21 protein-coding genes are annotated in these 23,409 nt (G+C 70.3%); 4 read left to right on the forward strand and 17 right to left on the reverse strand.

Going from position 1 to position 23,409, the window contains the following annotated elements:
• Positions 1 to 155 precede the first annotated feature (155 nt).
• From EU555_RS13125 to EU555_RS13145, 6 genes are all read right to left on the reverse strand, one after another.
• Complete coding sequence (locus tag EU555_RS13125; RefSeq protein WP_135415072.1) at positions 156 to 545, reverse strand: hypothetical protein; 390 nt, start codon at positions 543 to 545, stop codon at positions 156 to 158.
• Positions 546 to 611: 66 nt separating this feature from the next.
• Positions 612 to 2,060, reverse strand: a complete 1,449-nt coding sequence (locus EU555_RS13130) for a DUF1254 domain-containing protein (protein WP_135415073.1) — start codon at positions 2,058 to 2,060, stop codon at positions 612 to 614.
• A gap of 356 nt (positions 2,061 to 2,416) precedes the next feature.
• On the reverse strand, positions 2,417 to 2,590 hold the full coding sequence (locus EU555_RS36130; RefSeq protein WP_167858531.1) for a hypothetical protein: 174 nt from the start codon (positions 2,588 to 2,590) through the stop codon (positions 2,417 to 2,419).
• Between the two features lie 152 nt (positions 2,591 to 2,742).
• Positions 2,743 to 3,975 carry an NAD(P)/FAD-dependent oxidoreductase gene (locus EU555_RS13135; protein ID WP_135415074.1) on the reverse strand — a complete coding sequence of 411 codons (1,233 nt, stop codon included), beginning with the start codon at positions 3,973 to 3,975 and terminating at the stop codon, positions 2,743 to 2,745.
• A gap of 213 nt (positions 3,976 to 4,188) precedes the next feature.
• Positions 4,189 to 5,433, reverse strand: coding sequence for an ABC transporter substrate-binding protein (locus EU555_RS13140; protein WP_135415133.1), 1,245 nt, complete (start codon positions 5,431 to 5,433; stop codon positions 4,189 to 4,191).
• Positions 5,434 to 5,621: 188 nt separating this feature from the next.
• A complete protein-coding gene (locus EU555_RS13145) occupies positions 5,622 to 6,422 on the reverse strand; it encodes an IclR family transcriptional regulator domain-containing protein (protein ID WP_135415075.1) in 801 nt (266 codons plus the stop codon).
• A 273-nt stretch (positions 6,423 to 6,695) separates the two neighbouring features.
• Between EU555_RS13145 and EU555_RS13150 the strand changes: the two genes are divergently transcribed.
• From EU555_RS13150 to EU555_RS13165, 4 genes are all read left to right on the forward strand, one after another.
• A complete protein-coding gene (locus tag EU555_RS13150; protein WP_135415076.1) occupies positions 6,696 to 8,066 on the forward strand; it encodes an aromatic ring-hydroxylating dioxygenase subunit alpha in 1,371 nt (456 codons plus the stop codon).
• Positions 8,067 to 8,107: 41 nt separating this feature from the next.
• Positions 8,108 to 9,544 carry a glutamine synthetase family protein gene (locus tag EU555_RS13155; protein WP_135415077.1) on the forward strand — a complete coding sequence of 479 codons (1,437 nt, stop codon included), beginning with the start codon at positions 8,108 to 8,110 and terminating at the stop codon, positions 9,542 to 9,544.
• Positions 9,545 to 9,570: 26 nt separating this feature from the next.
• Positions 9,571 to 10,791 carry an ABC transporter substrate-binding protein gene (locus EU555_RS13160; RefSeq protein WP_135415078.1) on the forward strand — a complete coding sequence of 407 codons (1,221 nt, stop codon included), beginning with the start codon at positions 9,571 to 9,573 and terminating at the stop codon, positions 10,789 to 10,791.
• 328 nt (positions 10,792 to 11,119) lie between these two features.
• Positions 11,120 to 11,686: a hypothetical protein gene (locus tag EU555_RS13165; protein ID WP_135415079.1), complete on the forward strand. Its 567-nt coding sequence runs from the start codon at positions 11,120 to 11,122 to the stop codon at positions 11,684 to 11,686.
• Between the two features lie 193 nt (positions 11,687 to 11,879).
• On the opposite strand, the gene EU555_RS13170 is transcribed toward EU555_RS13165, so the two are convergent.
• The 11 genes from EU555_RS13170 to urtA form a co-directional block, all read right to left on the reverse strand.
• Positions 11,880 to 13,460, reverse strand: a complete 1,581-nt coding sequence (locus EU555_RS13170; RefSeq protein ID WP_135415080.1) for a nitric oxide reductase activation protein NorD — start codon at positions 13,458 to 13,460, stop codon at positions 11,880 to 11,882.
• Positions 13,457 to 14,269, reverse strand: a complete 813-nt coding sequence (locus tag EU555_RS13175; protein WP_205820909.1) for a CbbQ/NirQ/NorQ/GpvN family protein — start codon at positions 14,267 to 14,269, stop codon at positions 13,457 to 13,459. The genes EU555_RS13170 and EU555_RS13175 overlap by 4 nt, the downstream gene beginning before the upstream one ends.
• A gap of 60 nt (positions 14,270 to 14,329) precedes the next feature.
• On the reverse strand, positions 14,330 to 15,376 hold the full coding sequence (locus tag EU555_RS13180; protein ID WP_135415081.1) for an aliphatic amidase: 1,047 nt from the start codon (positions 15,374 to 15,376) through the stop codon (positions 14,330 to 14,332).
• Positions 15,377 to 15,583: 207 nt separating this feature from the next.
• Positions 15,584 to 15,901 carry an FmdB family zinc ribbon protein gene (locus EU555_RS13190; protein ID WP_135415082.1) on the reverse strand — a complete coding sequence of 106 codons (318 nt, stop codon included), beginning with the start codon at positions 15,899 to 15,901 and terminating at the stop codon, positions 15,584 to 15,586.
• Between the two features lies 1 nt (position 15,902).
• The gene (gene fmdA / locus EU555_RS13195; protein WP_135415083.1) at positions 15,903 to 17,132 is read right to left on the reverse strand and encodes a formamidase; all 1,230 of its coding nucleotides are present in this window, start codon (positions 17,130 to 17,132) and stop codon (positions 15,903 to 15,905) included.
• A 153-nt stretch (positions 17,133 to 17,285) separates the two neighbouring features.
• A complete protein-coding gene (locus EU555_RS13200) occupies positions 17,286 to 18,302 on the reverse strand; it encodes an alpha/beta fold hydrolase (protein WP_135415084.1) in 1,017 nt (338 codons plus the stop codon).
• Between the two features lie 11 nt (positions 18,303 to 18,313).
• Complete coding sequence (gene urtE / locus EU555_RS13205; protein ID WP_135415085.1) at positions 18,314 to 19,063, reverse strand: urea ABC transporter ATP-binding subunit UrtE; 750 nt, start codon at positions 19,061 to 19,063, stop codon at positions 18,314 to 18,316.
• 13 nt (positions 19,064 to 19,076) lie between these two features.
• Entirely contained in the window at positions 19,077 to 19,850 is a 774-nt protein-coding gene (gene urtD, locus EU555_RS13210) for an urea ABC transporter ATP-binding protein UrtD (protein ID WP_135415086.1), read from the reverse strand.
• A gap of 13 nt (positions 19,851 to 19,863) precedes the next feature.
• Complete coding sequence (urtC, locus tag EU555_RS13215; protein WP_135415087.1) at positions 19,864 to 21,003, reverse strand: urea ABC transporter permease subunit UrtC; 1,140 nt, start codon at positions 21,001 to 21,003, stop codon at positions 19,864 to 19,866.
• A gap of 12 nt (positions 21,004 to 21,015) precedes the next feature.
• On the reverse strand, positions 21,016 to 21,942 hold the full coding sequence (urtB, locus tag EU555_RS13220; RefSeq protein ID WP_135415088.1) for an urea ABC transporter permease subunit UrtB: 927 nt from the start codon (positions 21,940 to 21,942) through the stop codon (positions 21,016 to 21,018).
• Between the two features lie 113 nt (positions 21,943 to 22,055).
• Positions 22,056 to 23,309: an urea ABC transporter substrate-binding protein gene (gene urtA, locus EU555_RS13225; RefSeq protein WP_135415089.1), complete on the reverse strand. Its 1,254-nt coding sequence runs from the start codon at positions 23,307 to 23,309 to the stop codon at positions 22,056 to 22,058.
• Positions 23,310 to 23,409: the final 100 nt, after the last annotated feature.

Below are 23,409 nucleotides of genomic sequence, written 5' to 3' on the forward strand. Positions count from 1 at the left end.
GAGGGCTGCACGGATCGCGTCCTGCGGTCTGGCAGGAGCGAGCGCAGCGCGAATGCCGGAGCCCTCGTGGATCTCACGTCAGCTTCGGCGTCTCCCGCTGACAGCGCGTCCGCTCCGGCCTGTGACTCCAGATCTCCCGTGTGCGGCGTCAGCTGTCACTCGGTGGGACAACGCTGATAGCTCCGAAGGCTTTGGAAATCCGACCCTAGCGAGACCATGCCGTTCTCCTCCGAGATGAGGATCAGGTTCGCAATCGATGGCTGCGGCTGTTCGCCGGTCGCGCATCGCATGTGCGCGGAGTAGATTGAGCCAGTCCGTCCGGCGGTTTCACCGACCCAGTCGATCGTGCATCGCGCGTCGGCGCGGGTGTAGGCCGACGCGGTGATCGAGAGGGGTGGCTGATCGCCATTCGTGCATGACTGCCCGGCCGCGATCCACGCGCCCCGGAACGCCTCCGGGACAGCCTTCAGGCGCTTGATATCCGCCGTCGCAGCGTGGGGGGCGACGAGGATGACGACGATTACGGCCATGCGGGTGAAACGCATGCCTACCTCCTGTCTCTCCACGGCGTGCAGACCATCCGGCCCGACCCGGATCCCTGGCAGGGGGGGTCAGAGCGTGGCGCTCGTAATGCGGGTGACCGGCGGCGGCGACCACGATCCGTTGAGCACGGCGTCCTTCGGCCAGTAGGTCCGCAGCATCAGGGCGAACGGCCCTCCCGGGGCCGGCAGCCAGTTCGACTCCCGCTGCGCGCCGGGACTCGCGGTCTGGATGAAGAGATCAATCGACCCGTCCGGATTGGCCTCGAGGTCGTTGCGCGGACTGACCGAGTACCGGTTGATCGGGTTGTCGACAAAGAAATAGTCGGCGTCGTACATCGTCAGCGACCAGAAGCCGTCGACGGGCGGCAGCTCGCCCGCAGGGAACCGCATCACGTACTTGGACGCGCCGTTAAGCGTCCGGCCCGCGGCATCGACCGTGGTCAGGGGGTAGACCGCATCCTGCGGCAGGTTACAGCCGAGCCCGACCGCGGTCACGAGTGCGCGCTGCAGGTAGTCCTTGCCGTAGTCCCCGCCATCCGTCGTGAAGGTCCAGCCGTTCACGCGCCGGCCCGTCGCCTTCAGGTGACCCATGATGCGGGAAATGGCCTCCCTCGGTGCCTGAGCGATGGCCGCCCGAACGGCGGGCGGCTGGGCTGCCGGATCGAAGGGCTGGCCGGGCACGATGCCGAGGGAGGCCATCTTGGCGACCGGAACACCGTCCGCGAGCGCCGGGGGGTTGTCCTTCATCAGCGCAGCCAGGAGATTGAAGTAGGTCGTCGCGTCCATGCGGTCGACCTGCTCGCGCACGGCCGTCTTCGTGTCGATGCCGGGATCGACCCGGCCCGCGGGCGGGGTGTAGGTCCGGCCGGCCGCGCTCGCCGGGACCAGCCGGTACTGGTCCTGGATGGCGTGCACCGCCCTGTAGTCCTCGGGCGTGCCCGTGCAGTAGGTCCGCCCGATGATCCAGATCAGGCTCGTCGGGGCCTGGATGAGCCTGGTGCCGGTGGGCACGCTGCCGCTCCAGCCGGGACCGGCGATGAAGTAGGTCTGCGGCCCCGTCCCGGTCGTGCGCTTGCCCGGCACGGCGAAGACGTTCGTCCAGGCGCTCAGCATCGGCATGAGGAAGTAGCGCCCGTCCTCGTCCGGGATGCTGAGGAGGTAGGGCTCCTTCCCGACGTCGAGGAAGGCGCTGGAATAGAGCGTGTCCGCGTTGGGCGCGGTGACGGCGCGGAATTTCGCGTCCGGGTAGGTCCGCAGGTTGGCGAACTGGCCCATCGGGGCGTTCTTGCCCTCGGGCGCGGCCACGTTGGTGAGGACGCGGCGGGTCATCTCCACGGTGACGAGGGGGTAGCCGTAGATATAGGCCTCCACGGCCAGCTCCAGCGGATCGGCCACCGCGTGCGTGCCGATGAGCGGCGCGTCCTGGACCGTGCTCTGTGCCCTTGCGGCGGGCAGGCCCGCGCCGACGAAGGGAAGCGTTGCAGCGCCCGCGGCGAAGATGCGCCTGGTGACATCCATGACCGCCTCCGGTGAAGGGCCCGCTCGAGCAGGCGGCTTCAGGACAATCCCCCTACGACGCGCCCCGGACGGAGCCTCCGCCCGTCGGTCCGGGTCCGATCGGACCGGCTTCACCGACCGTCGGCACGACGCGAACTCGCGACGCGAGCCGTATCGGATCGTCGCGTGCAGCAGCATACCGAGGCCGCACCAGGCAGCTTGACCGAACGGGACAGCTTTCCGGTTTCGCCGCTTGCCCTTACCCTCTCGCCCTCGCCCTGCCCGGGAGCATCGTCGCCTGTCGCCCCCCGGCGCGTGGACGAGAGGCACCTCGCCAAGCCCTCACGCCGACGGGGCTCACTCCGCGTCCCCACGGGTCAGGCCGGGTCGTTCTCCTTCGGGTCGAAGGGCTTGGCGCCCTCGTCGGCGGGCGATTGCGCGTCGGGGTCGAGGCGGCCGTCGACGAGGCGGTCGCCGGTCCTCGGCTCGGGGGCGTCCGCGCCGCGCCGGTTCTTCGGGTCGTCCTCGTTCCGGGGTGTCTCGTCGGGCATGGGTGCCTCCTCTCGGAGGCCGGCAGATAGGGCAGGCTCACCCCCGGGGCGACCTCTCGGGCCGCCGCATCCAAGCGATTGACCGGCGGCGAAGCCTGCCTCCCGACGGGCCGCCGGGCGTGGGGAACCGACACACGAGCGCTCCCCAAGCCTCAACGGCGGCCCGGGCTGAAGGGGGCGGCCGGCACGAACGGGGTCTCGCCCGACATCGCCTCGGCGAGCAGGCGGCCGCTCGCGGGGCCGAGGGTGAAGCCCTGGTGGCCGTGGCCGAAATGGAACCACAGGCCGGGATGGCGCGGCGCGGCGCCGATGACCGGCAGCAGGTCGGGCATGCAGGGGCGCGTGCCGGACCAGGGCGCGTTCTCGCGCGGGCCGTCGAGATCGACGAGGTCGCGGGCGGCGGCCTCGGCGCGGGCGAGCTGGACCGGGTCGATCGCCGCCTCGGGCCGGCTCAGCTCGGCGCCGGTGGTGATGCGCAGGCCCGCCGCCATCGGGGCCAGCACGGTGCCGTTCTGCGCGTCGAGCAGCGGCAGCGCCAGCGTGCGGCGGCTGCGCCAGTGCCGGTGATAGCCGCGCTTGCGCACCATCGCGACGCGGTAGCCGAACCGGCGCAGGAGGTCGGGCGACCACGGCCCGAGCGCCACCACCGCGGCCTCGGCTTCCACCGGCCCGTCCGCGGTCGCGACGCGCCAGCCCCGCCCGGACGGCGCGAGGCTGTCCGCCTCGCCCTGGCGCAGGGTGCCGCCGCGCCGGGTGAACAGAGCCGCGTAGGCCGCCACGAGCGCCCCCGGATCCCGGACCGACCACGGATCCTCCCAGTGGATCGCCCCCGCGCCCGTCGCTTTCAGCGCCGGCTCCGCCGCGCCCAGCTCGGCCGGCGACAGGACCCGGGAGCGCACGCCGTAGCGCGCCCGCAGGCGCTCGGCCTCGGCCACGCCCGCGTCCATGGCGCGCGCCGCCCGGTGCAGGACGCGAAAGCCGCCCCGGCGGACGAGGTCGGCGGCGCCGGCCTCCTCGATCAGGCCTGCATGCTCGGGGGCCGCATGGGCGATGAGGCTCGCATAGGCGCGCGCGGCGGACTCGTGGCGGCGCGGGGCCGAGTGCCACCAGTAGCGCAGGAGCGCGCCGAGATGGCGGGGGAGGGCGCCGACCTCGTAATGGACGTCGTTGCTGCGGCCGGTGGCGATCGCGAACAGGCTCGCCCAGTCGCGCGGCATGGCATAGGGCTCGACCGCCTCGCTCTGGATGATGCCGGCATTGCCGTAGCTCGTCTCCCGCCCCGGCGCGCCCCGGTCGACGAGGATGACCGACCAGCCGCGCTGCTGCAGGTGGAGGGCGGTGCCGACGCCGACCATGCCGGCGCCCAGAACGATCGCGCTGCGCAACACTCTCCGCCCCGGATTGGCGTGATGGACCGGCCCGTCACCGCGGCGGAGGCCGGTCCCGACGATACGCGCCGGCCGCACGGGTGCAATGCCGCGAAACCGGCGATTCCCGCCATTCCGGCGGATCATACGGCTTCCGCTCTATCTCTTCAGATCGAACGAGCGCGGGGTCCCCTCTCCATTTTTGTTCGAACGGACGAGGCGGAAACAGTATCAGCCGTTCATCGGCCACTTGAGCGCGGCGGCCGCAAAGGCGTCCGGAAACACGGTCACGAACCGGCCGTCGCGGTACTGGATCAGGACCGGATCGCACAGGGTGTTCTGGCCGTCGGCCCCGAAGGCGATGCCCCGCCACGGCATGATGGTCTGCCCCGCCGGGGTGTTGGTCGCCGCCAGCGCCTCGCGGATCTTCGCGCCGTCGAGGGAGCGCGCCCGGTTGATCGCGTCGGCGAGCACCAGCATCGCCTCGACGAGCCGCGCGGTGTTGTCGTTGAGGTCGCGCCCGGCGCGGGCCCGGTACATCTCGTTCACGACCCCGATGGACGGGCGCTTGGCGGCCAGGTCCAGGGCGAAGGAGGCGCGGCTGACGAGCCCGTCGAGCTTGTCGCCGACGCTCTCGAAGGTCGCCTTCTCGGCGAAGCCCGCGGCCTGGGCGATCATGGCGCGCGGCCGGTAGCCGAGCTCCGCCATGGTCTTGACCAAGAGGATCGCGTCGGTGGTGTAGCTCGACGGCAGGACGACGTCGGCGTCGGCGCTCTTGAGCTGCTGCACCTCGGCCGTCAGCGAGGGCGAGTTCGAGCGGTACTTCACGTCCGCCGCGATCCTGTAGCCGCGCTCGGTCGCCAGCTTGCGCTGCACGGTCGACGAATCGACGCCGAAGATCGTGTCCTCGTAGAACAGGGCCACGCTCTCGACCCTGGCGCCCTTCTTCCGCTCGGCGTCGAGGAGGTCGAAGATCGCGGCCGAGAACATCTCGTCATGGGCGGCCGGGCGAAAGAAATACCGGAGATTGCGCTTGTGCAGGCTCGGCGACGAGCTGTCGGCGGCCACGAACGGCACGCCGTAGCGCTCGCAGGTGACGCTCACGGTGGCGGCGACCGAGGAGTGGTAGGTGCCGACGATGCCCGCCACCTTGCTCTGCGTGATCAGGCGCTCGGCCTCCCCGCGGCCCTTCTGCGGGTCGGCCTGGTGGTCGGCCATCACCAGCCGGATCCTCGCGCCGCCGAGCCCGGAAAGGCCCGCCGCGCGGGCGCCCGGAAGGTCGAGGTCGTGGACGCCGTTGACGATCTCGATCGCCGTCTCGAGGGCGTGGCGCCCGTCGACCCCGACCTGCGCGTTGGCGCCCGACATCGGGTAGACGGCGCCGATCAGCACCTCCTCGGCCGCCCGCGCCGGACGGGCCTGCGCCAGCGCCGCGAGGGCGGCCGCGCCGCCGAGGAGGACGTCTCTGCGATGCATCATCTCGCTCTCTGACCGGTTCGCGGCGCACGCCCCCGGCAGGGTGGGCGTCCGGCGCGTGCGCTGCAAGGAGAGTGCCGCAGGCAAGGGCCGCCGAACCAGGAACGCGCGGCGAGGGACAGGTTCTGCTTGCCGGTTTCGGCTTGCCGGTGCCGGAAGGCCGCGACGCGATCCGCCCCGTTCCGCCGTTACACCATCTGCGGCCCGAGGACCGCCGCGACGTCGCGCAGGACGGGCAGGAAGCTCTCCAGCATGCGGTCCACCGCGACCCGGTCGACATTCGCCCCGGCATTCAGGGCGCAGACGATCCGCCCGTCGTAGCGTCTCACCGGCACCGCCAGGGAGCGGTACCCGACCTCGGCCTCCTGGTCGACGAGGGAGTAGCCCTGCGCGCGGTCGCGGTGGATGGCGCTCCGCAAGGCGGCGCGGTCGACCAGGGTGTGCGGCGTCAGCGCCTCGGGCCGGATGCGGTCCAGGAAGGCGGCGAGGTCGCCGTCCTCGAGGCCGCCGAGGAGCACCCGCCCCATCGAGCTGCAATAGGCCGGGATCCGGTAGCCGATATCCACGCCCACGCCGAGCAGGCGGGTCGGCCCGGCGCGGGCGATGAACACGATGTCGTCCCCGTCCAGGATCGCGGCCGAGCAGGCCTCGTTGAGCTGCGCCGCCACCCGCTCGACGGCCTGCTGCAGCGTCGCCGACAGGCTGTTGGACGCCAGATACGCGGTGGCGAGGGACAGGACCTTGGGGGTGAGCTGGAACAGCCGCCCGTCCGACCGGACGTAGCCAAGGCGGTCGAGGGTGTAGAGGGCCCGCCGGACCGTCGCCCGCGGCAGGTCGACCTCCCGGGCGACGTCGGCCAGCGTCATCAGGCGGCGCTCGGCGCCGAAGGCCGCGATCACGCGCAAGCCCCGCGCCAGGGCCTCGGAGAAGTCCGGGCCGTGCTCGTCGACGAGGCGCTGGTCTGTCTCGGAACGTCTGACGCGCGGCATGGATCGGTCTCTGGTGCGGCACCCGGATGCATGAGCCGGCCCCCCTGTGCGTGGCCCCGCCCGGCCTGGCAAGAGCCCCGTCCGCGCTTGCCCACCGGGCCTGCGCCCTCGAGATCGGGGGCGAGGCGGCGCGATCCAGATGGCCGTGCGGCAGGCAGGCCTGCCCATCGTTCGTGCTTGCAACACCCCGAAACCGACTTACAATTGAACTTATGTTCGTTGAACGAACGAGCCCAGCCGGCGCGGGCAGCGGCTCGACGGGAGGCCACCGCCATGATGAGCCGTGAGCAGAACGACCACATCACCCGCAGCGGACCCGGGACGCCGCTCGGCACGCTGATGCGCCGTTACTGGCAGCCGGCCGCCCTCGTCGACGAGCTGCAGGGCGAGCGCCCGGTGGTGCCGGTGCGGCTCTTGGGCGAGAACTTCGTGCTGTTTCGCGACGAGGCCGGGCGCTACGGGCTCCTCGACCGCGACTGCCCGCATCGCGGCGCCGACCTCGCCTTCGGCCGGCTCGAGCACGGGGGCCTGCGCTGTGCCTTCCACGGCTGGCTGTTCGACGTCGAGGGGCGCTGCCTCGAGACGCCCGCCGAGCCGGCGGGGAGCAAGCTCTGCCAGAACATCCGGCAGCGTGCCTATCCGGTGATCGCGCGCAGCGGCATCCTGTACGCGTATCTGGGCGAGGGCGAGCCGCCGGCCTTCCCCGAGCTCGACTGCTTCCTGGCACCCGACGCCTACACCTTCGCGTTCAAGGGCCTGTTCGAGTGCAACTGGCTCCAGGCGCTCGAGGTCGGGATCGACCCGGCCCACGCCTCGTTCCTGCACCGCTTCTTCGAGGACGAGGACACCTCCGCCTCCTACGGCAAGCAGTTCCGCGCGGCCTCGGCCGGCAGCGACCTGCCGATGACCAAGATCCTGCGCGAGTACGACCGGCCGATCATCAACGTCGAGCGCACGGAATACGGCATGCGGCTGATCGCCCTGCGCGAGATCGACGAGGCGCGCACCCACGTGCGGGTGACGAACCAGGTGTTTCCGCACGCCTTCGTCATCCCGATGTCGGCCGACATGACCATCACCCAGTGGCACGTGCCGGTCGACGACGAGCATTGCTACTGGTACGCGATCTTCACGAGCTACGCGGCACCCGTCGACAAGCAGCGGATGCGCGACCAGCGCCTGGAGCTCTACGAGCTGCCGGAGTACCGCTCGCGGAAGAACCGGACCAACGATTACGGCTTCGATCCGCACGAGCAGGCTCATTCGACCTATACGGGGATGGGGCTCGACATCAACGTCCACGACCAATGGGCGGTGGAATCGATGGGGCCGATCCAGGACCGCACGCGCGAGCATCTCGGGCAGTCCGACAAGGCCATCATCCTCTACCGCCGGATCCTGCGCGAGCAGATCGAGAAGGCCGCGAGCGGCGACGCCCCGCTGATGGTCCTCGACGCGCGGCACGCAAAAAGCATCCAGGGACCCGCGACGATGGACGGGATCGGCCCGTCGAAGGGATGGGAGACCTACTGGATGGACGTGGACGTGCGCCGCCGCCGCGGGGCCCCGTGGATGCCCGCCCTGCCCGCCGACGCCGCCCCGGACGCCTCGCCCGACGCAGGCCGCCGGGACGCGGCCGAGTAGGGCCAGGCGGCGATCGCCAGCTCATCCGGAGGACGACGGCGGTGACATTCGTACAGGACCACGGATTGTGGAGCCCTGCGCAGGCCGAGGCGGCCCGCGAGGTGCGCGAGCGCTGCGACCCGGAGCGGATCGACACCGTCCGCCTGTCCTTCCCGGACCAGCACGGGATCCTGCGGGGCAAGACCCTCGTCGTCGCCGAGGCCGTCAAGGCGCTCGACAGCGGGTGCGCGATCACCACGACGATGCTCGCCAAGGACACCTCCCACCGCACCGTCTTCCCGGTCTTCAGCGCCGGCGGCGGCTTCGGGATGCGGGAGATGGAGGGCGCCGCCGACGTCCTGATGGTGCCCGACCCCACGACGTTCCGGGTGCTCCCCTGGGCGCCGCGGACCGGGTGGCTGCTCTGCGACCTCCACTTCCGGGACGGCCGCCCGGTGCCCTTCGCCACGCGGGGCCTCTACCGCTCGGTGCTGGAGAAGCTGTCCGAGCGGTCCCTCGACTACGTGGCGGGCCTCGAGGTCGAGTTCCACGTCTTCAAGCTCGACGACCCCCGCATGGCGCCGAGCGATGCCGGGCAGCCCGGGGCGCCGCCGGGCGTCAGCCTGATCTCGCACGGCTACCAGTACCTCACCGAGCAGCGCTACGACCAAGTCGAGCCGGTCCTGGAGATCCTGCGCAAGGACATCGTCGCGCTCGGCCTGCCGCTGCGCTCGATCGAGGTCGAGTACGGGCCGAGCCAGTGCGAGTTCACCTTCCAGCCCACCGTCGGGACGCTGCCGGCCGACCTGATGGTGCTGTTTCGCAGCGCCGTGAAGCAGATCTGCCGCCGCCACGGCTACCACGCCACCTTCATGTGCCGGCCCCGCATCCCCAACGCGGTCTCCTCGGGCTGGCACCTGCACCAGTCCCTGCGCGATGCGCGGACGGGGGCGAACGCCTTCGTCTCCACCGACCGCGCCCGGCCGCTCTCGGCGCTGGGCACGGGGTTTCTCGGCGGGTTGCTGGCCCATGCGCGGGCCGCGAGCGTGTTCACCACGCCGACCATCAACGGCTACAAGCGCTACCGCTCCTACTCGCTCGCGCCCGACCGCGCGGTCTGGGGCTGCGACAACCGCGGGGTGATGATCCGGGTGCTCGGCGGCCCGGGCGATCCGGCCACGCGACTCGAGAACCGGGTCGGCGAGCCGGCGGCAAACCCCTACCTCTACATGGCCTCGCAGATTCTCGCCGGGCTCGACGGCGCCGACCGGAACCTCGATCCCGGCCCGAGCGCCGACACGCCCTATGAGGCGGCAGCCCCCCTCCTGCCGACCTCGCTGCGCGAGGCGGTTTTTGCCTTGCGCGAGGATCCGTTCTTCCGTAGCGCGCTGGGCGCCTCTTTCGTCGACTACTACACGCACATCAAGAACGCCGAGATCGAGCGCTTCCAGTCGGAGATCACCGAGTGGGAGCAGCGCGAGTATTTCGAGATCTTCTGATCGAGCCTGACACGGAGCGTTGAGAGATGAAGCCCGGACGTCCGTTCCGTTTCGCCGTCGCCCTGGCGCTGGCCTGCGCCGCATGGCCCGCCCCGGGCCGGGCGCTCGACCAGCCGGTCCGCATCGGGGTCCTGAGCGACATGAGCGGCCCGTTCTCCGACCAGGTCGGCGCCGGCTCCGTCGCCGCGGCCCGCCTCGCCCTCGAGGACTTCGCCAAGGAGAGCGGCGGTATGAAGGTCGAGCTTCTCTCCGCCGACCACCAGAACAAGCCCGATGTCGGCCTCGGCATCGCCCGGCGCTGGCTCGACCAGGAGAACGTCGCGGCGATCGTCGACCTGCCGAATTCCGGCGTCGCCCTCGCGGTCGCCAACCTGATGCGCGAGCGCAACCGCGTCGCGCTGGCCTCGAGCGCGATGACCTCCGACCTGACCGGCAAGTTCTGCGCACCGACCACCGTGCAGTGGGTGTCCGACACCTGGGCGCAGGGCTCCGCCACGGCGCGGGCGCTGGCCGAGCGCGGCGCGAAGCAATGGTACTTCCTCACCGTCGACTACGCGCTCGGCCACGCCCTCGAGCGCGACGCCACGCGGGCGCTCACCGAGACCGGCGGCCGCTCGACCGGCGGGTCGCGCCTGCCCCTCGGCACCGGCGATTTCTCCTCGGCGCTGCTGACTGCCCAGAGTTCGGGCGCCCAGGTCCTGGCGCTGGCCAATACCGGCGCCGACATGATCAACGCGATCAAGCAGGCCGGCGAGTTCGGGCTGACGCCGAAGATGAAGGTCGCCGCCCTGTTCATCCAGCTCTCCGACACCCACTCCCTCGGCCTCGCGACCGCGCAGGGCCTGCAGCTCGTCTCCGCGTTCTACTGGGACCGCACCGACAGCACGCGCGCCTTCGGCGAGCGCTTCGCCGCCCTGATGAACGGCCGGCGCCCGACGGAGGACCATGCCGGCGTGTACTCGGCGACCCTCGCCTACCTGCGCGCCGTGCGGGCCGCCGACACGGTCGAGGGCGACCGGGTGGTGGCGACGATGCGCAAGGCCCCGATCGAGGATTCGCTCTTCGGCACCGTGACCATCCGCCCGGACGGTCGCGCCGTCCACGACATGTACCTCTACGAGGTGAAGGCCCCCTCCGAGAGCAAGCGGCCCTACGACTACTACAAGCACGTCACGACCATCGCCGGCGACCAGGCCTTCCGCCCGATGAAGGACGGCGACTGTCCGATGAAGGACAGGAGCAACTAGAGCACGGCCCGATCATGGTGTCGTAGGCGCTCCGGGCGTCCCGATCAGAGCCGCAAGTCGAGGCCCGCGAAGGCAGTCCAATCAAGGCATCCCGGCGAAATCCGTCGCCATCCGGCGCCTCTGCCCGCGGAGGGGCGCCTCGGTGCACGGCCGGGACCATGGCGCGCAGGGGCGTGCCGCGCCTCGAGGATCGTGCGCGAGGATCGTGGAAGTGTCTCGTGAACGTCGTCGGCGCATGACCGGCAGGCGGTCCGGTGCTCGGGATGGACGCGCCTGTTCTCCCGATTCGGAGGCCCCGGGCCGCGCGACAACGACGGGAGGCCGCGCGATGACCAATCACGTGACGACCTGCTGCACCGTGCGGGGGCCTTCGGCCGACGTGGCGGCGTTCCGGGCTCTGATGGTCGTGGATGCGCCGCTCCGCACGGCTCCCGCCGCGGGCCTCATGGCCCGGCTGCGCGCCCTGACGCGCCGGACCGCACCGGATCCGGGCCCGGCACCGGCGAGCGCGGCTCTCGACTTCAATCGCATCCTGCCGATGCCGCGGACGCTGGCCGAAGGTCCCGAGCAGGCCGCATGGGCTCTGGAGCACTGGGGTACGCAGCGCAACGCCGAGTATTACGAGGAGACGGCCTGGAGCGGCGACGGCGCGGGCGGCGCGTCGCTGGCGTTTCGCCTGTCGACGGCGTGGAGCTTTCCGGCTCCGGTGTTCGAGGCGCTGCAACGGCGCTTCCCGGCCCTGCGGATCGACGTGGTCGGCTTCGAGGAGGCCTGGCATTTCGCGGTCGAGGGCACCTACGGCCCCGGCGCGACCGGGGCCGCCGAGGTCGAGCCGACGGCGGCGCTGTATACCAGGGTCTATGGTGTGCCACCCGACCCCGACGAGGAGCGGTGAGGGCCCGTTTGCCCGTCACCGAGAAGCGGCACCGGGAGACATGGCGGCGCACGTCGTTCGACGCCGGCTCATCCCGGCCGAATCCGTGACGGGCTGTCCGGTCCGGATCGCATGACGTGGCGCCTTCGAACCGCTTCACCCGAAGGCGCCGGCGAAGGCCGGCCTGTCCGCTGCCCCGCCCGGATCGGCGGGGTCAGGACCAGGCGCCCCGGCCGATCGTCCCGATCAGGGCCCGCAAGCGCGAGAGGGTGTGGATCGAGACGCAGCGTCGCGCGGTGCAGATCCGGGCCAGCGCCTCGATCTGTGCGTGAGCGAGCGCGAGGCCGAGCACGGTGACGCCGTCACCCGCGAGGCGCCGGCACGCCTCCCGGGCATCGGCGACGAGGTAGGCCGGATCGTGGATGTCGATGTCGGAGGGTTCGCCGTCCGTGAGGACGAGGATCAGGCCCGGGCCGGGCGGGAGCATCCCGCCGGCATGCCGCAGGGCGGCACCGAGGCGCGTCGAGCCGCCGGGCGCGAGGGCGGCCAGGCGGCCGGCGGCGATCCCCGGAGCATCGCTCCACCGCTTGATCCAGGTCGCCCGGACGTCGTGCCGCCCGGCCGAGCGGAAGGCCATGACCGCGAGGGGGACCTGCAGCCGTGGGAGCGCGCCGATGACGGTGTAGGCGACGTCGAGGGCCGCGTCGATCAGGCGGCCGCCGCCCGGCGCCGGGTCGGCCGTCGACAGCGACACGTCGATGAGCAGCAGCACCGGGACCGGTGCGGGCCGGCGCTGGATCCGGGCGTACAGGCGCGGCTCGGGCTGGCGGCCGGAGCGGATCAGGCCGACGGCGTCGACCGCCGCGGCGAGGTCGAGCTCGTCGCCGTCGAGCTGCCGCCTCCGCCTGGTCATCCGGGACAAGCGCAGGAGGCTCAGGGTCCGGTCGAGGCGCGGATCGGGCGCGACCGACCGGGTGGGGCCGGTCGCCGGCTCCTCCTCGCGCACGCTCGCCCAGTCCGGCCGGGCGCAGCGGATGCGGTGGTCCCATTCGGGATAGCGCCGGAGGGACGCCGCCGGTCCGGGCGGCGGATCGACCCCGGCGGCGCGGGCGGCCGCGTCGCCCGGCAGCCGCTCCGGGCCGGAGGCGGCCTCCGGCTCGGGCTGCTCCCACAGGCCGGCATGATCGTCGCGGTAGGCGGGCTCGACGATGTAGGAGCGCGGGCTGAACGGCACGCGCATCTGGCCGAGGTCGTTGCCGAGCCGGTCGCCGAGGCGGCGGCTGAAGCCCGGGTCGGTCCAGGCCGAGGGGTCGGCGAAGAACAGCGCCCGGCCCTTCGCCACGAAGGCGTCCGGGTCGTCGGATCCGGGGTCGAGGAGCGCGCGCGACAGCCGCGCCATCAGGTCCGGCGCCGTGCGGGCGCCGGGCTCGGCGGCGTGGAAGGGCAGCCAGAGCCGCCGCAGGCCCGGCCGCTCGCGCAACGCCAGGGCCTCCACACGGGCGTCCTCGATCAGCGACACCAGCGCGACCTGCACGGGCCGCAGGGACCCGGCCGCGAAGCGCCCGGACCCGAAGGCGAGGTGGGCCCCGATATGGGCGAGGCTCGCCTCGGCGAGGCGGTCGTCCGCGGCCCGCACCGGGGCGGCCCCGTGCGGCAGCCGGATCTCGTCGTCGTCGAAGCGCGGGCGCTGCGGCGGGCCGCCGGGCTCGGGGAGAGGCCAGGTCGCGATCGGGCGGGTCCGGTTCCACAATGCCCGCAGGAGCGCCGCGCGCCGCCGCTCGCCCCCGCGGCTCACGGCACCTGCGCGGCGATCGCCGCGGCGAGGGCGTCGCGCAGGGCCGGGTCGTCGGTGAGGGGCGTCGCGACGGCAAGCGCGCAGGCCGGCGCGAAGCCGATCCCGCCCGCGATCAGGCGGCCGGCATGGATCAGCATCCGGGTCGAGGCGCCCTCGGTCAGCCCCTCGGCGACGAGGGCGCGGGAGGCCGCGCCGACCTGCACCAGGCGCGTGGCGCAGGACGCGTCCACCCCCGCCTCGTGCGCCACGATCTCGGCCTCGAGGTCCGGCGCCGGATACGTGAAGGCGAGGGCACCGAAGCGCTGCTTCGTCGATTCCTTCAGGTCCTTCTGCAGCGCCTGGTAGCCGGGATTGTAGGAGACCACGAGGAGGAAGTCGGGATGGGCCGGCACCACCTCGCCGCTGCGCTCGAGCGGCAGCATGCGCCGCGCGTCGGTGAGGGGGTGGATCGCCACCAGCGTGTCGGAGCGCGCCTCCACCACCTCGTCGAGGTAGCAGATGGCGCCGAAGCGCACCGCGCGGGTGAGCGGCCCGTCGTGCCAGACCGTGCCGCCGGCATCGAGCAGCCAGCGCCCGACGAGGTCGGGGGCGCTCATGTCCTCGTGGCAGGCGATGGTGACGAGCGGGCGCCGCAGCCGCCAGGACATGTGCTCCAAGAAGCGGGTCTTGCCGCAGCCCGTCGGCCCCTTGAGGATCATCGGCAGCCGCGCCGCATAGGCCGCCGCGAAGAGCGCGGCCTCGTCGCCGACGGGGCGGTAATAGGGCTCGGTGCGGATGAGGTAGTCGGTGAGCAAGGGGCGCCCGGACATCGCCTGAGGGAGTTCAACGTCACCCTCCCCCGCAGCGGGGGAGGGTTCGGACCGGCGGGTCTACCGATGCGCCGCCGCGCCCTCGCCGACGAGCGGGATGCCCTCGATCGGGCATTCGGGCGTGCCCACGCTCGCGCGGGTGATGCCCCGGACCGCGTCGCGGGTGCCGTCGGGATCCTCGATCCAGCGGCGGTAGAAGTCGTAGGGGCAGGCCGACAGCCCGTGCCGCTCCTCGCGGGAGTTGATCATGCCGGTATAGCCGCGGTGGAGCAGCTTGAAGAGGTGGTTCTCCGACTGCCAGTGCTGGCGCGCGTCGCGGATCAGGAACTTCGACAAGGCAGCGTACTGGATGCCGTTCTCCTCCTCGCCGCATTCGCCGAGCGTGCGCCCGTCGAAGCCCACCAGCGCCGAGTGGCCGAAATAGGTGTAGACGCCGTCGAAGCCCGAGGCGTTCGCCACCGCCACGTAGACGTTGTTGGCGAAGGCCATCGCCTTCGACATCAGGATCTGCTGCTCCTTGGCCGGGTACATGTAGCCCTGGCAGCGGATGATCAGCTCCGCCCCGCGCATGGCGCAGTCGCGCCAGATCTCCGGGTAGTTGCCGTCGTCGCAGATGATCAGGCTGACCTTGAGGCCCTTCGGCCCCTCCGAGACGTAGGTGCAATCGCCCGGATACCAGCCCTCGATCGGCACCCAGGGCATGATCTTGCGGTACTTCTGGACGATCTCGCCCTGATCGTTCATCAGGATGAGGGTGTTGTAGGGCGCCTTGTGCGGGTGCTCCTCGTGGCGCTCGCCGGTGAGCGAGAACACGCCCCAGACCTTCGCCTTGCGGCAGGCCTCGGCGAAGATCGCGGTCTCCTCGCCCGGGATCACCGAGGCGGTCTCGTACATCTCGGCGGCGTCGTACATGATGCCGTGCGTCGAATATTCGGGGAAGACGATCAGGTCCATCCCCGGCAGCCCGGCCTTCACGCCCACCACCATGTCGGCGATCTTGCGGCAGTTCTCCAGCACCTCCGCCTTCGTGTGCAGGCGCGGCATCTTGTAGTTGACGACGGCGACGCCGACGCTGTCGTGGCTGCTCGAAATGTCACCGTGATGCATGGCGTTCTCCCGTCTCGCTTCAGGATCGTCGAGGACGACGCGGGATCCCCTCTCCCGTGCGGGAGAGGGGTAGGGGTGAGGGTCCAGGTGGTTCAGCAAGTATCCACCGGCCGTGGTGCTGGCAGCGGAACCGTTCAGAGTTCTTGCGGCATGGTCCGGGACCCTCACCCCTGCCCCTCTCCCGCACGGGAGAGGGGTCGATGCGTGTCAGTGGCTGATCATCCACGGCCGCGCGGCCGGGAAGCTCTTGGCGGCGGCGGGCGCAGCCGCCTTCGCCTTCGCCTTGGGCGCGCAGCAGCCGCAGCCGGCGCCATGGCTGCGGCGTGGGGCGTGGCGGCTGCGCTCGTTGGTGGCGTGGGCGGTCTTCGCGGCCGCATCCATGCCGGACAGCCGCGGTGCGGTCAGGAAGGCCCGCTCGCAGGCCTCCCCGCAATCCGGGCAATCGTGCGGATCGCGGAACTGCGCCATCGGGCGCAGCACCGTGAAGGGCCCGCAGGTCTCGCAGGCGTAGTCGTAGACCGGCATCTTACTTGTCCGGCGAGATCGGCATCTGGATCGAGCCGTCGATGAATTTCGTCGGCCCGGCCGCGCCGGGATTGATGTCGAACTCGAAGATGCCGGTCGGCAGCCACAGCGTGGCGCAGGCATTCGGCACGTCGACGACGCCCGAGACGTGGCCCTGCACCGGCGCGGTGCCGAGGATCGAGTAGGCCTGCGCCCCCGAATAGCCGAACTTCTTCAGGTACTCGATCGCGTTGAGGCAGGCCTGGCGGTACGCCACGGTCACGTCGAGATAGTGCTGGCCGCCGCTCTCGTCGACCGAGATGCCCTCGAAGATCAGGTAGTCGTCGTAGCGCGGGGTGATCGGCGAGGGCTTGAAGATCGGGTTCTTGATCCCGTACTTGGCCATGCCGTCCTTGATCAGGTCGACCTTGAGGTGGACCCAGCCGGCCATCTCGATCGCGCCGCAGAAGGTGATCTCGCCGTCGCCCTGGCTGAAATGCAGGTCGCCCATCGAGAGGCCGGCGCCCGGCACGTAGACCGGGAAGTAGATCTTCGAGCCGCGCGACAGGTCCTTGATGTCGCAATTGCCGCCGTGCTCGCGCGGCGGGACGGTGCGGGCGCCTTCCGCCGCCGCCTTGTCCTTCGCCTCGCCCGCGAGCCGGCCCATATGGGCGGTCGGGCCGAAGGGCGGGTTGGCGAGGCCGGGCACCCGGGTCGGGTTGGTGGCGATGAGCGCCGTCTCGCGCGCATTCCAGGTCGAGAGCAGCTTCGGGTCGGGCAGGCAGCCGATCAGGCCCGGATGGATCAGGCCGGGGAAGCGCACGCCCGGCACGTGGCGCGACTTGGTGAACAGGCCCTCGAAGTCCCAGATCGACTTCTGCGCCAGGGGGAAGTGGTCGGTGAGGAAGCCGCCGCCGTTCTGCTTCGAGAAGAAGCCGTTGAAGCCCCACATCGACTCCTGCTTCGCCCCGATGTCGAGGAGGTCGACGACGAGGAGGTCGCCCGGCTCGGCGCCCTCGACCCCGACCGGGCCGGACAGGAAGTGCACGATCGACAGGTCGATGTCGCGCACGTCGTCGGCCGAGTCGTTGTTCTTGATGAAGCCGCCGGTCCAGTCGTAGGTCTCGATGATGAAGTCGTCGCCCGGCTTGACCATGGCGACCATCGGGATGTCCGGGTGCCAGCGGTTGTGCACCATGTCGTTCTCATAGGCCGACTGGGTGAGATCGACCTTGATCAGGGTCTCGGGCATGTCCTCTCAGCTCCTCGCTCGGGTTGGATCGGGGGCAGGGGATCCCGTTCCGGCTCAAGGGCACGCCCCGGCCGGTCGGCTCCTGCCTTCTCTCGGTCATCCGGCTCGCGCCGGATCGCTTGCGCCGGCCCGCGATGCGCCGACGAAAGGGCCTCAGCTCGCGAGCAGCTCCTTGAGCGCGTCGTCGAGGATGCGGATGTCGTCCGGGCTGGTGCCGGGGCCGCCCGCGAAGTGGCCCCACCACGTGTCGATGACGCGCAGCTCCGCGTTCGGCATCGCGGCGGCCTCGATGGCGTTGTCCTCGGGCGGGAAGTAGAGGTCGGTCGAAGCCGGCATCAGGATGGCTTTCGCCTTGATCGCCCCGAGGGCCGCCTTGACGTCGCCGTTGAACATCTCGTTGGCGCTGATGTCGCCGTTCTGCCACGTCCACAGCATGGCGAGCAGGTTGTTGGCGTCGCGGTTCAGGAACAGACCTTCCCAGAAGCCGACCAAGAAGTCCTCCAGCGAGGCGTAGCCCATGTGGGTCAGATCGGCCTCGATCCGGTAGAAGGTCTGCGACAGGCCCCAGCCCGCATAGACCCGCCCGAAGGCGCGAAGGCCTCGGTCCGGCGGGGCTTCGTACCAGCCGTCCTTGAAGGCCGCGTCCGCCTGCAGGGCGGCCTTGGCGCCCTCCAGGAACACGAAGTTGTGCCGCGAGCACTTGGCCGAACCCTGGAAGGGCAGGATGCGCGGGACCATGTCCGGGTAGAGCGCGGCCCAGTGGTAGGTCTGGAGCGCCCCCATCGACCAGCCGGTGACCAGCACCAGCGTCTCGATCCCGAAATGCTCGGTGACGAGGCGGTGCTGCGCCCGGACGTTGTCGTAGGCCGTCACGTTCGGGAAGCGCGGCCCGTTCCACGGCGCGGGCGTGTTGCTCGGCGAGGAGGACAGCCCGTTGCCGAACATGTTGGGGATGATGATGAAATACTTGTCCGGGTCGAGCGCCATCCCGGGCCCGATCAGCCACTCGTTCTCGGTGTGCTGTCCCGAGTACCAGGTCGGGTAGACGATCGCGTTGTCCTTGGCGGCGTTGAGCGTGCCGAAGGTCTTGTAGGCCAGCTTGGCGCTGCGCAGGGTCTTCTTCGACTGAAGCACGAAGTCCCCGAGCTCGAAGATCTCGTAATCCGCCATGGGACCTCCTGTCAGACCGAGAGGTAGCGCGCGACCTTGGCCTCATCGACGTCGGCGCGGGCGTCCTCGTGGACGATGCTGCCGTTCTCGATCACCAGCACGCGGTCGGCGATGTCGAGGGCGAAGCTCAGCACCTGCTCGGAGACCACGATGGAAAGCCCGCGCTCGTCCCGGATCTTTTTCAGCGTCCGCCCCATCTCGCGGATGATCGAGGGCTGGATCCCCTCGGTCGGTTCGTCGAGGAGCAGCACCTTCGGCCGGCTCGCGAGCGCCCGCGCGATGGCGAGCTGCTGCTGCTGCCCGCCCGAGAGGTTGCCGCCGCGCCGCCCCTTCATCTCGAGCAGCACCGGAAACAGGTCGTAGAGGTCGCCCGGGACCTTGCCGGCGCCGGTGACGGTGAGCCCCGTCTCGATGTTCTCCTGCACCGTCATGGCCGAGAAGATCATCCGGCCCTGCGGCACGTAGGCCAGGCCCGCGGCGACGCGCCGGTAGGTCTTGAGCGCGGTGACGTCGGTCTCGCCGATCCGGATCCGGCCGGCGCGGGTCGGCACGATCCCCATCAGGGTCTTCATGAAGGTGGTCTTGCCCATGCCGTTGCGGCCCATGAGCGCGACGATCTCGCCGGGCGCGACGGACAGGTCGATGCCGTGCAGCACCTCGCTCTGGCCGTAGGCCGCGTGGAGGTCGCTGACCGCGAGGAGGGGAGCGGCGCCGACAGTGGGGGCGAGGGGCGGCGCGGCGGCGGGGACGGTCTGGAGCATGGCGCGGCCTCCCTCAATGCCCGAGATAGACTTCGACGACCTTGGGGTCGTTCTTCACCCGCTCCATCGAGCCCTCCGAGAGCACGCGGCCCTGGTGCAGCACCGTCACCCGGTGGGCGATGTCCTCGACGAACTTCATGTCGTGCTCGATGACCAGCACCGAGCGGCCCTTGATGATCTGGTGCAGCAACTCGGCCGTCTTCTTGCGCTCGGCGACGCTCATGCCGGCCACCGGCTCGTCGAGCATCAGGAGCTCCGGGTCCTGGATCAGCAGCATGCCGATCTCGAGCCACTGCTTCTGGCCGTGGCTGAGGTACTCCGCCCGCGCGTCGAGATGGTCCTTGAGGAAGATCATCTCGGCGATCTGGTGGATGCGGTCGCGCACCTCGGCGTCGCGGGTGAAGGTGAGGGCGCCGAAGACCGTGCGTCCCCGCGGGAACGAGATTTCCAGGTTCTCGAACACCGTGAGGTCGTCGTAGATCGACGGGGTCTGGAACTTGCGCCCGACGCCGGCCTGGACGATGGCGCTCTCGGAGAGCCGGGTCAGCTCCTGGCCGCGGTACTTGATCGAGCCGGAGGTCGCCTTGGTGCGCCCGCAGATCAGGTCGAGGACGGTGGTCTTGCCGGCGCCGTTCGGGCCGATGATGACCCGGATCTCGTCCGGATCGACGTAGAACGAGACGTCGTTGACCGCCTTGAAGCCGTCGAAGGAGACCGTGAGGGCCTCGACCGCGAGCAGGAAGTCCTTGTCGTTCGGGGTGGCGCCGGGGAGGAGGGCGGCGTTCATCGCGGGGAGGCTCCTATTCGGCCGGGGCGCCGTGCGGCAGCACGGTCGGGGCGGCGGGGGGCTTCGCCCTGCCGGGCAGGCGCGGCTCGACGTGCTGGCGCCAGATGCCCGCCAGGCCGTTGGGGAAGGCGAGCACGACCGCGATGAACAGCGCGCCGAGGCCGAACAGCCAGAGCTCCGGAAAGCTCTCGGAGAAGCTGGTCTTGGCCCAGTTGACGAGCAGCGTGCCGTAGACCGCGCCGAACAGCGACAGGCGCCCGCCGACCGCGGTGTAGATCACCATCTCGATCGACGGCACGATGCCGACGAAGGAAGGCGACATGAACCCGACCTGCAGCGTGAACATCGCGCCCCCCACCGCCGCGAAGGCGGCAGCCAGGCAGAAGGCGAAGATCTTGAAGCTCGCCACCGAGTAGCCCGAGAAGCGCACCCGGTCCTCCTTGTCGCGCATCGCGACGAGGATGCGCCCGAGCTTCGAGCGCTTCACGTACTGGGCGATCAGGATGCAGGCGATGAGGAGCCCGCCGTTGACGAAGTAGAGGATCGACTTCGCCGAATCGGTGCGGATGTCCCAGCCGTGGAGGGTGCGCAGGTCCGTGATGCCGTTGATGCCGCCGGTATAGCCCTGCTGGCCGATGATCAGGATGGTGAGGATCGCCGCGACCGCCTGGGTGATGATCGCGAAGTAGGTGCCGCCGACCCGCCGCTTGAACATCGCGGCGCCGACCACGAAGGCGAACAGCGTCGGCACCGCCACCACCGCGATGAGCGTCAGCGGCAGGGAGTGGAACGGCTTCCAGAACCACGGCAGGGCCGTGACCTGGTTCCAGTCCATGAAGTCCGGGATGCCCGGGGTCGACTGGATCTTGGTGTTCTCGACCGAGGAGGCCTCGAGCTTCAGGTACATCGCCATGCAGTACCCGCCGAGCCCGAAGAACACGCCCTGGCCGAGCGAGAGGATGCCGCAATAGCCCCAGCAGATGACGAGGCCGAGCGCGACGAAGGCGTAGGTGAGGTACTTGCCGACGAGGTTGAGACGGAAGCCGTCGAGGGCGAGCGGCAGCACCACCAGGATCAGCGCGGCGAGGACGAGCAGGCTCAGCCACTCCATCGGCTTCATGAACGGGTTGTCGTTGACGGTCGGGAGTTTCATGGAGCGGGCTCCTCAGCGCCGGACCTTGAGGGTGAAGAGCCCCTGCGGGCGCAACATCAGGATCGCCACGACGCCGAGCAGCGTCAGGACCTTGGCGGTCGAGCCGGACAGGAAGAACTCGAGGGTCGACTGCGTCTGCGAGATCGAGAAGGCCGACGCGATGGTGCCGAGCAGGCTCGCGGCGCCGCCGAAGACCACGATCAGGAAGGTGTCGACGATGTAGAGCTGGCCCGAGGTCGGCCCGGTCGAGCCGATCATCGTGAAGGCCGCGCCCGCGATGCCGGCGATGCCGCAGCCGATGCCGAAGGTGGTGCGGTCGACACGGTCGGTGTCGATGCCGACCGCGCCCGCCATGACGCGGTTCTGCATCACCGCGCGCACCTGCTTGCCCCAGCGCGAGGCGAAGAGCAGCAGCGCCACCGCGAGGGTGATGAGCACCGTCACGCCCATCACGAACAGGCCGTTGATCGGGATCTCGATCGTGTCGGTGGCCTGGACCGAGCCCATCATCCAGGCGGGCAGTTCGACGCCGACCTCGCGGGCGCCGAAGATCGAGCGGTAGGCCTGCTGCAGGATCAGCGACAGGCCCCAGGTGGCCAGCAGCGTGTCGAGGGGCCGCTTGTAGAGGTGGCGGATCAGCGCCCACTCGACCAGCATCCCGAGCGCCCCCGAGGCCAGGAAGGCCAGCCCCATCGCCACGAAGAAGTAGGCCGGGAACAGCCCGGGCAGGTGCGCCTGGAAGAAGCCCGAGCACAGGTAGGTCACGTAGGCGCCGAGGATCATGAACTCCCCGTGCGCCATGTTGATGACGCCCATCTGCCCGAAGATGATGGCGAGGCCGAGCGCCATCAGAACGTAGACCGAGAACAGGATCAGGCCGGCGAAGCCCTGCATCACGAAGATCGAGCCGAGATCGCCGAGGGAGTAGTCACCGAACATGGGCGGGCTCCGGGATGGAAGGGCGCGGGGCGAGGATGTTGACGCGGGCGGCGCGGGAACCCCTCTCCCGTGCGGGAGAGGGGTTCCCCGCGCGCGTCGCGAGGGCCGGCGGACTACTGGTACCCGACCGGGAACGGGTTCGGCTCGATCAGGTCCGCGCTCTCGTAGACCACGTCGAACTGACCGTCCGCCTTGGCGAGGCCGACCCGGGTCTTCGACCAGAGGTGATGGTTCTTGTGAATGCGCACGTAGCCCTCCGGCGCGCCCTTGAACTCGATGCCGGTCGAGCCCGCCGCGATCTTGTCGACGTCGAACGAGCCGACCTTCTCGGCGGTGAGCTTCCACAGGAAGGGGCCGAGATAGGCGGCCTGCGTGACGTCGCCGATCACCGTCTTCTCGCCCCACATCTTCTTGAAGGCGGCGACGAACTTCTCGTTGTTCGGGTTCTTGAGCGACTGGAAGTACTTCATGCAGGCGTAGGCGCCGGCGATGTTCTCGCCGCCGATGCCGTCGATCTCGTCCTCGGTCACCGAGATCGTCATCAGCACCTGCTTCGACAGGTCGATGCCGGCCGCCTTGAGCTGCTTGTAGAACGCCACGTTCGAGCCGCCGACCACGTCGGTGAAGATCACGTTCGGCTTCGTCAGCTTGATCTTGTTGATCACCGAGTTGAACTGGGTGTGGCCGAGCGGGAAGTACTCCTCGCCGACGACCTTGCCCTTGATCACGTTCTCGACGTGCTTGCGGGCGATCTTGTTCGAGGTGCGTGGCCAGATGTAGTCCGAGCCGATGAAGAAGAAGGTCTTGCCGCCCTTCTCCTTGGCGACCCAGTCGAGGCCGGCCAGGATCTGCTGCGTCGCCTCCTGGCCGGTATAGATGACGTTCTTCGACTCCTCCAGACCTTCGTAGAAGGTCGGATAGTAGAGCATGCCGTTATACTGCTCGAAGACCGGCAGCACCGCCTTGCGGGAGGCCGAGGTCCAGCAGCCGAACACCGCCGCGCACTTGTCGTTGACGAGGAGCTTCTTGGCCTTCTCGGCGAAGGTCGGCCAGTCGGAGGCGCCGTCCTCCTGGATGATCTTGATCTTGCGGCCGAGCACGCCGCCCTCGGCGTTGATCTGCTCGATGGCGAGCTTTTCCGCCTGCTGCGCGCCGGTCTCCGAGATCGCCATCGTGCCGGTGACGGAGTGCAGGATGCCGACCGTCACCTCGGTGTCGGTGACGGCGAGCCCCGTGGTGTTGACCGCCGAGGTCGGCGCCGCGGCGACCGCGAAGCGGGGCAGGGCGGCGGCAGCCGGCACGGCCGCCAGTCCCATCAGCAGCCGGCGCCGCAGCGCGGATTCCAGGACCCGGTCGTTCTCAGCCATCGCTCGTCCTCTCCTGCAGCCGTGTCGCGGGGGTCCCGGACGAGCCGTCCCCGGTGCGATCGGACGTTAGGCTAGGCAGCGTTGTGCGACGCAGCATATA

The sequence above is a fragment of the Methylobacterium nonmethylotrophicum genome, from assembly GCF_004745635.1.
Classification (GTDB): domain Bacteria; phylum Pseudomonadota; class Alphaproteobacteria; order Rhizobiales; family Beijerinckiaceae; genus Methylobacterium; species Methylobacterium nonmethylotrophicum.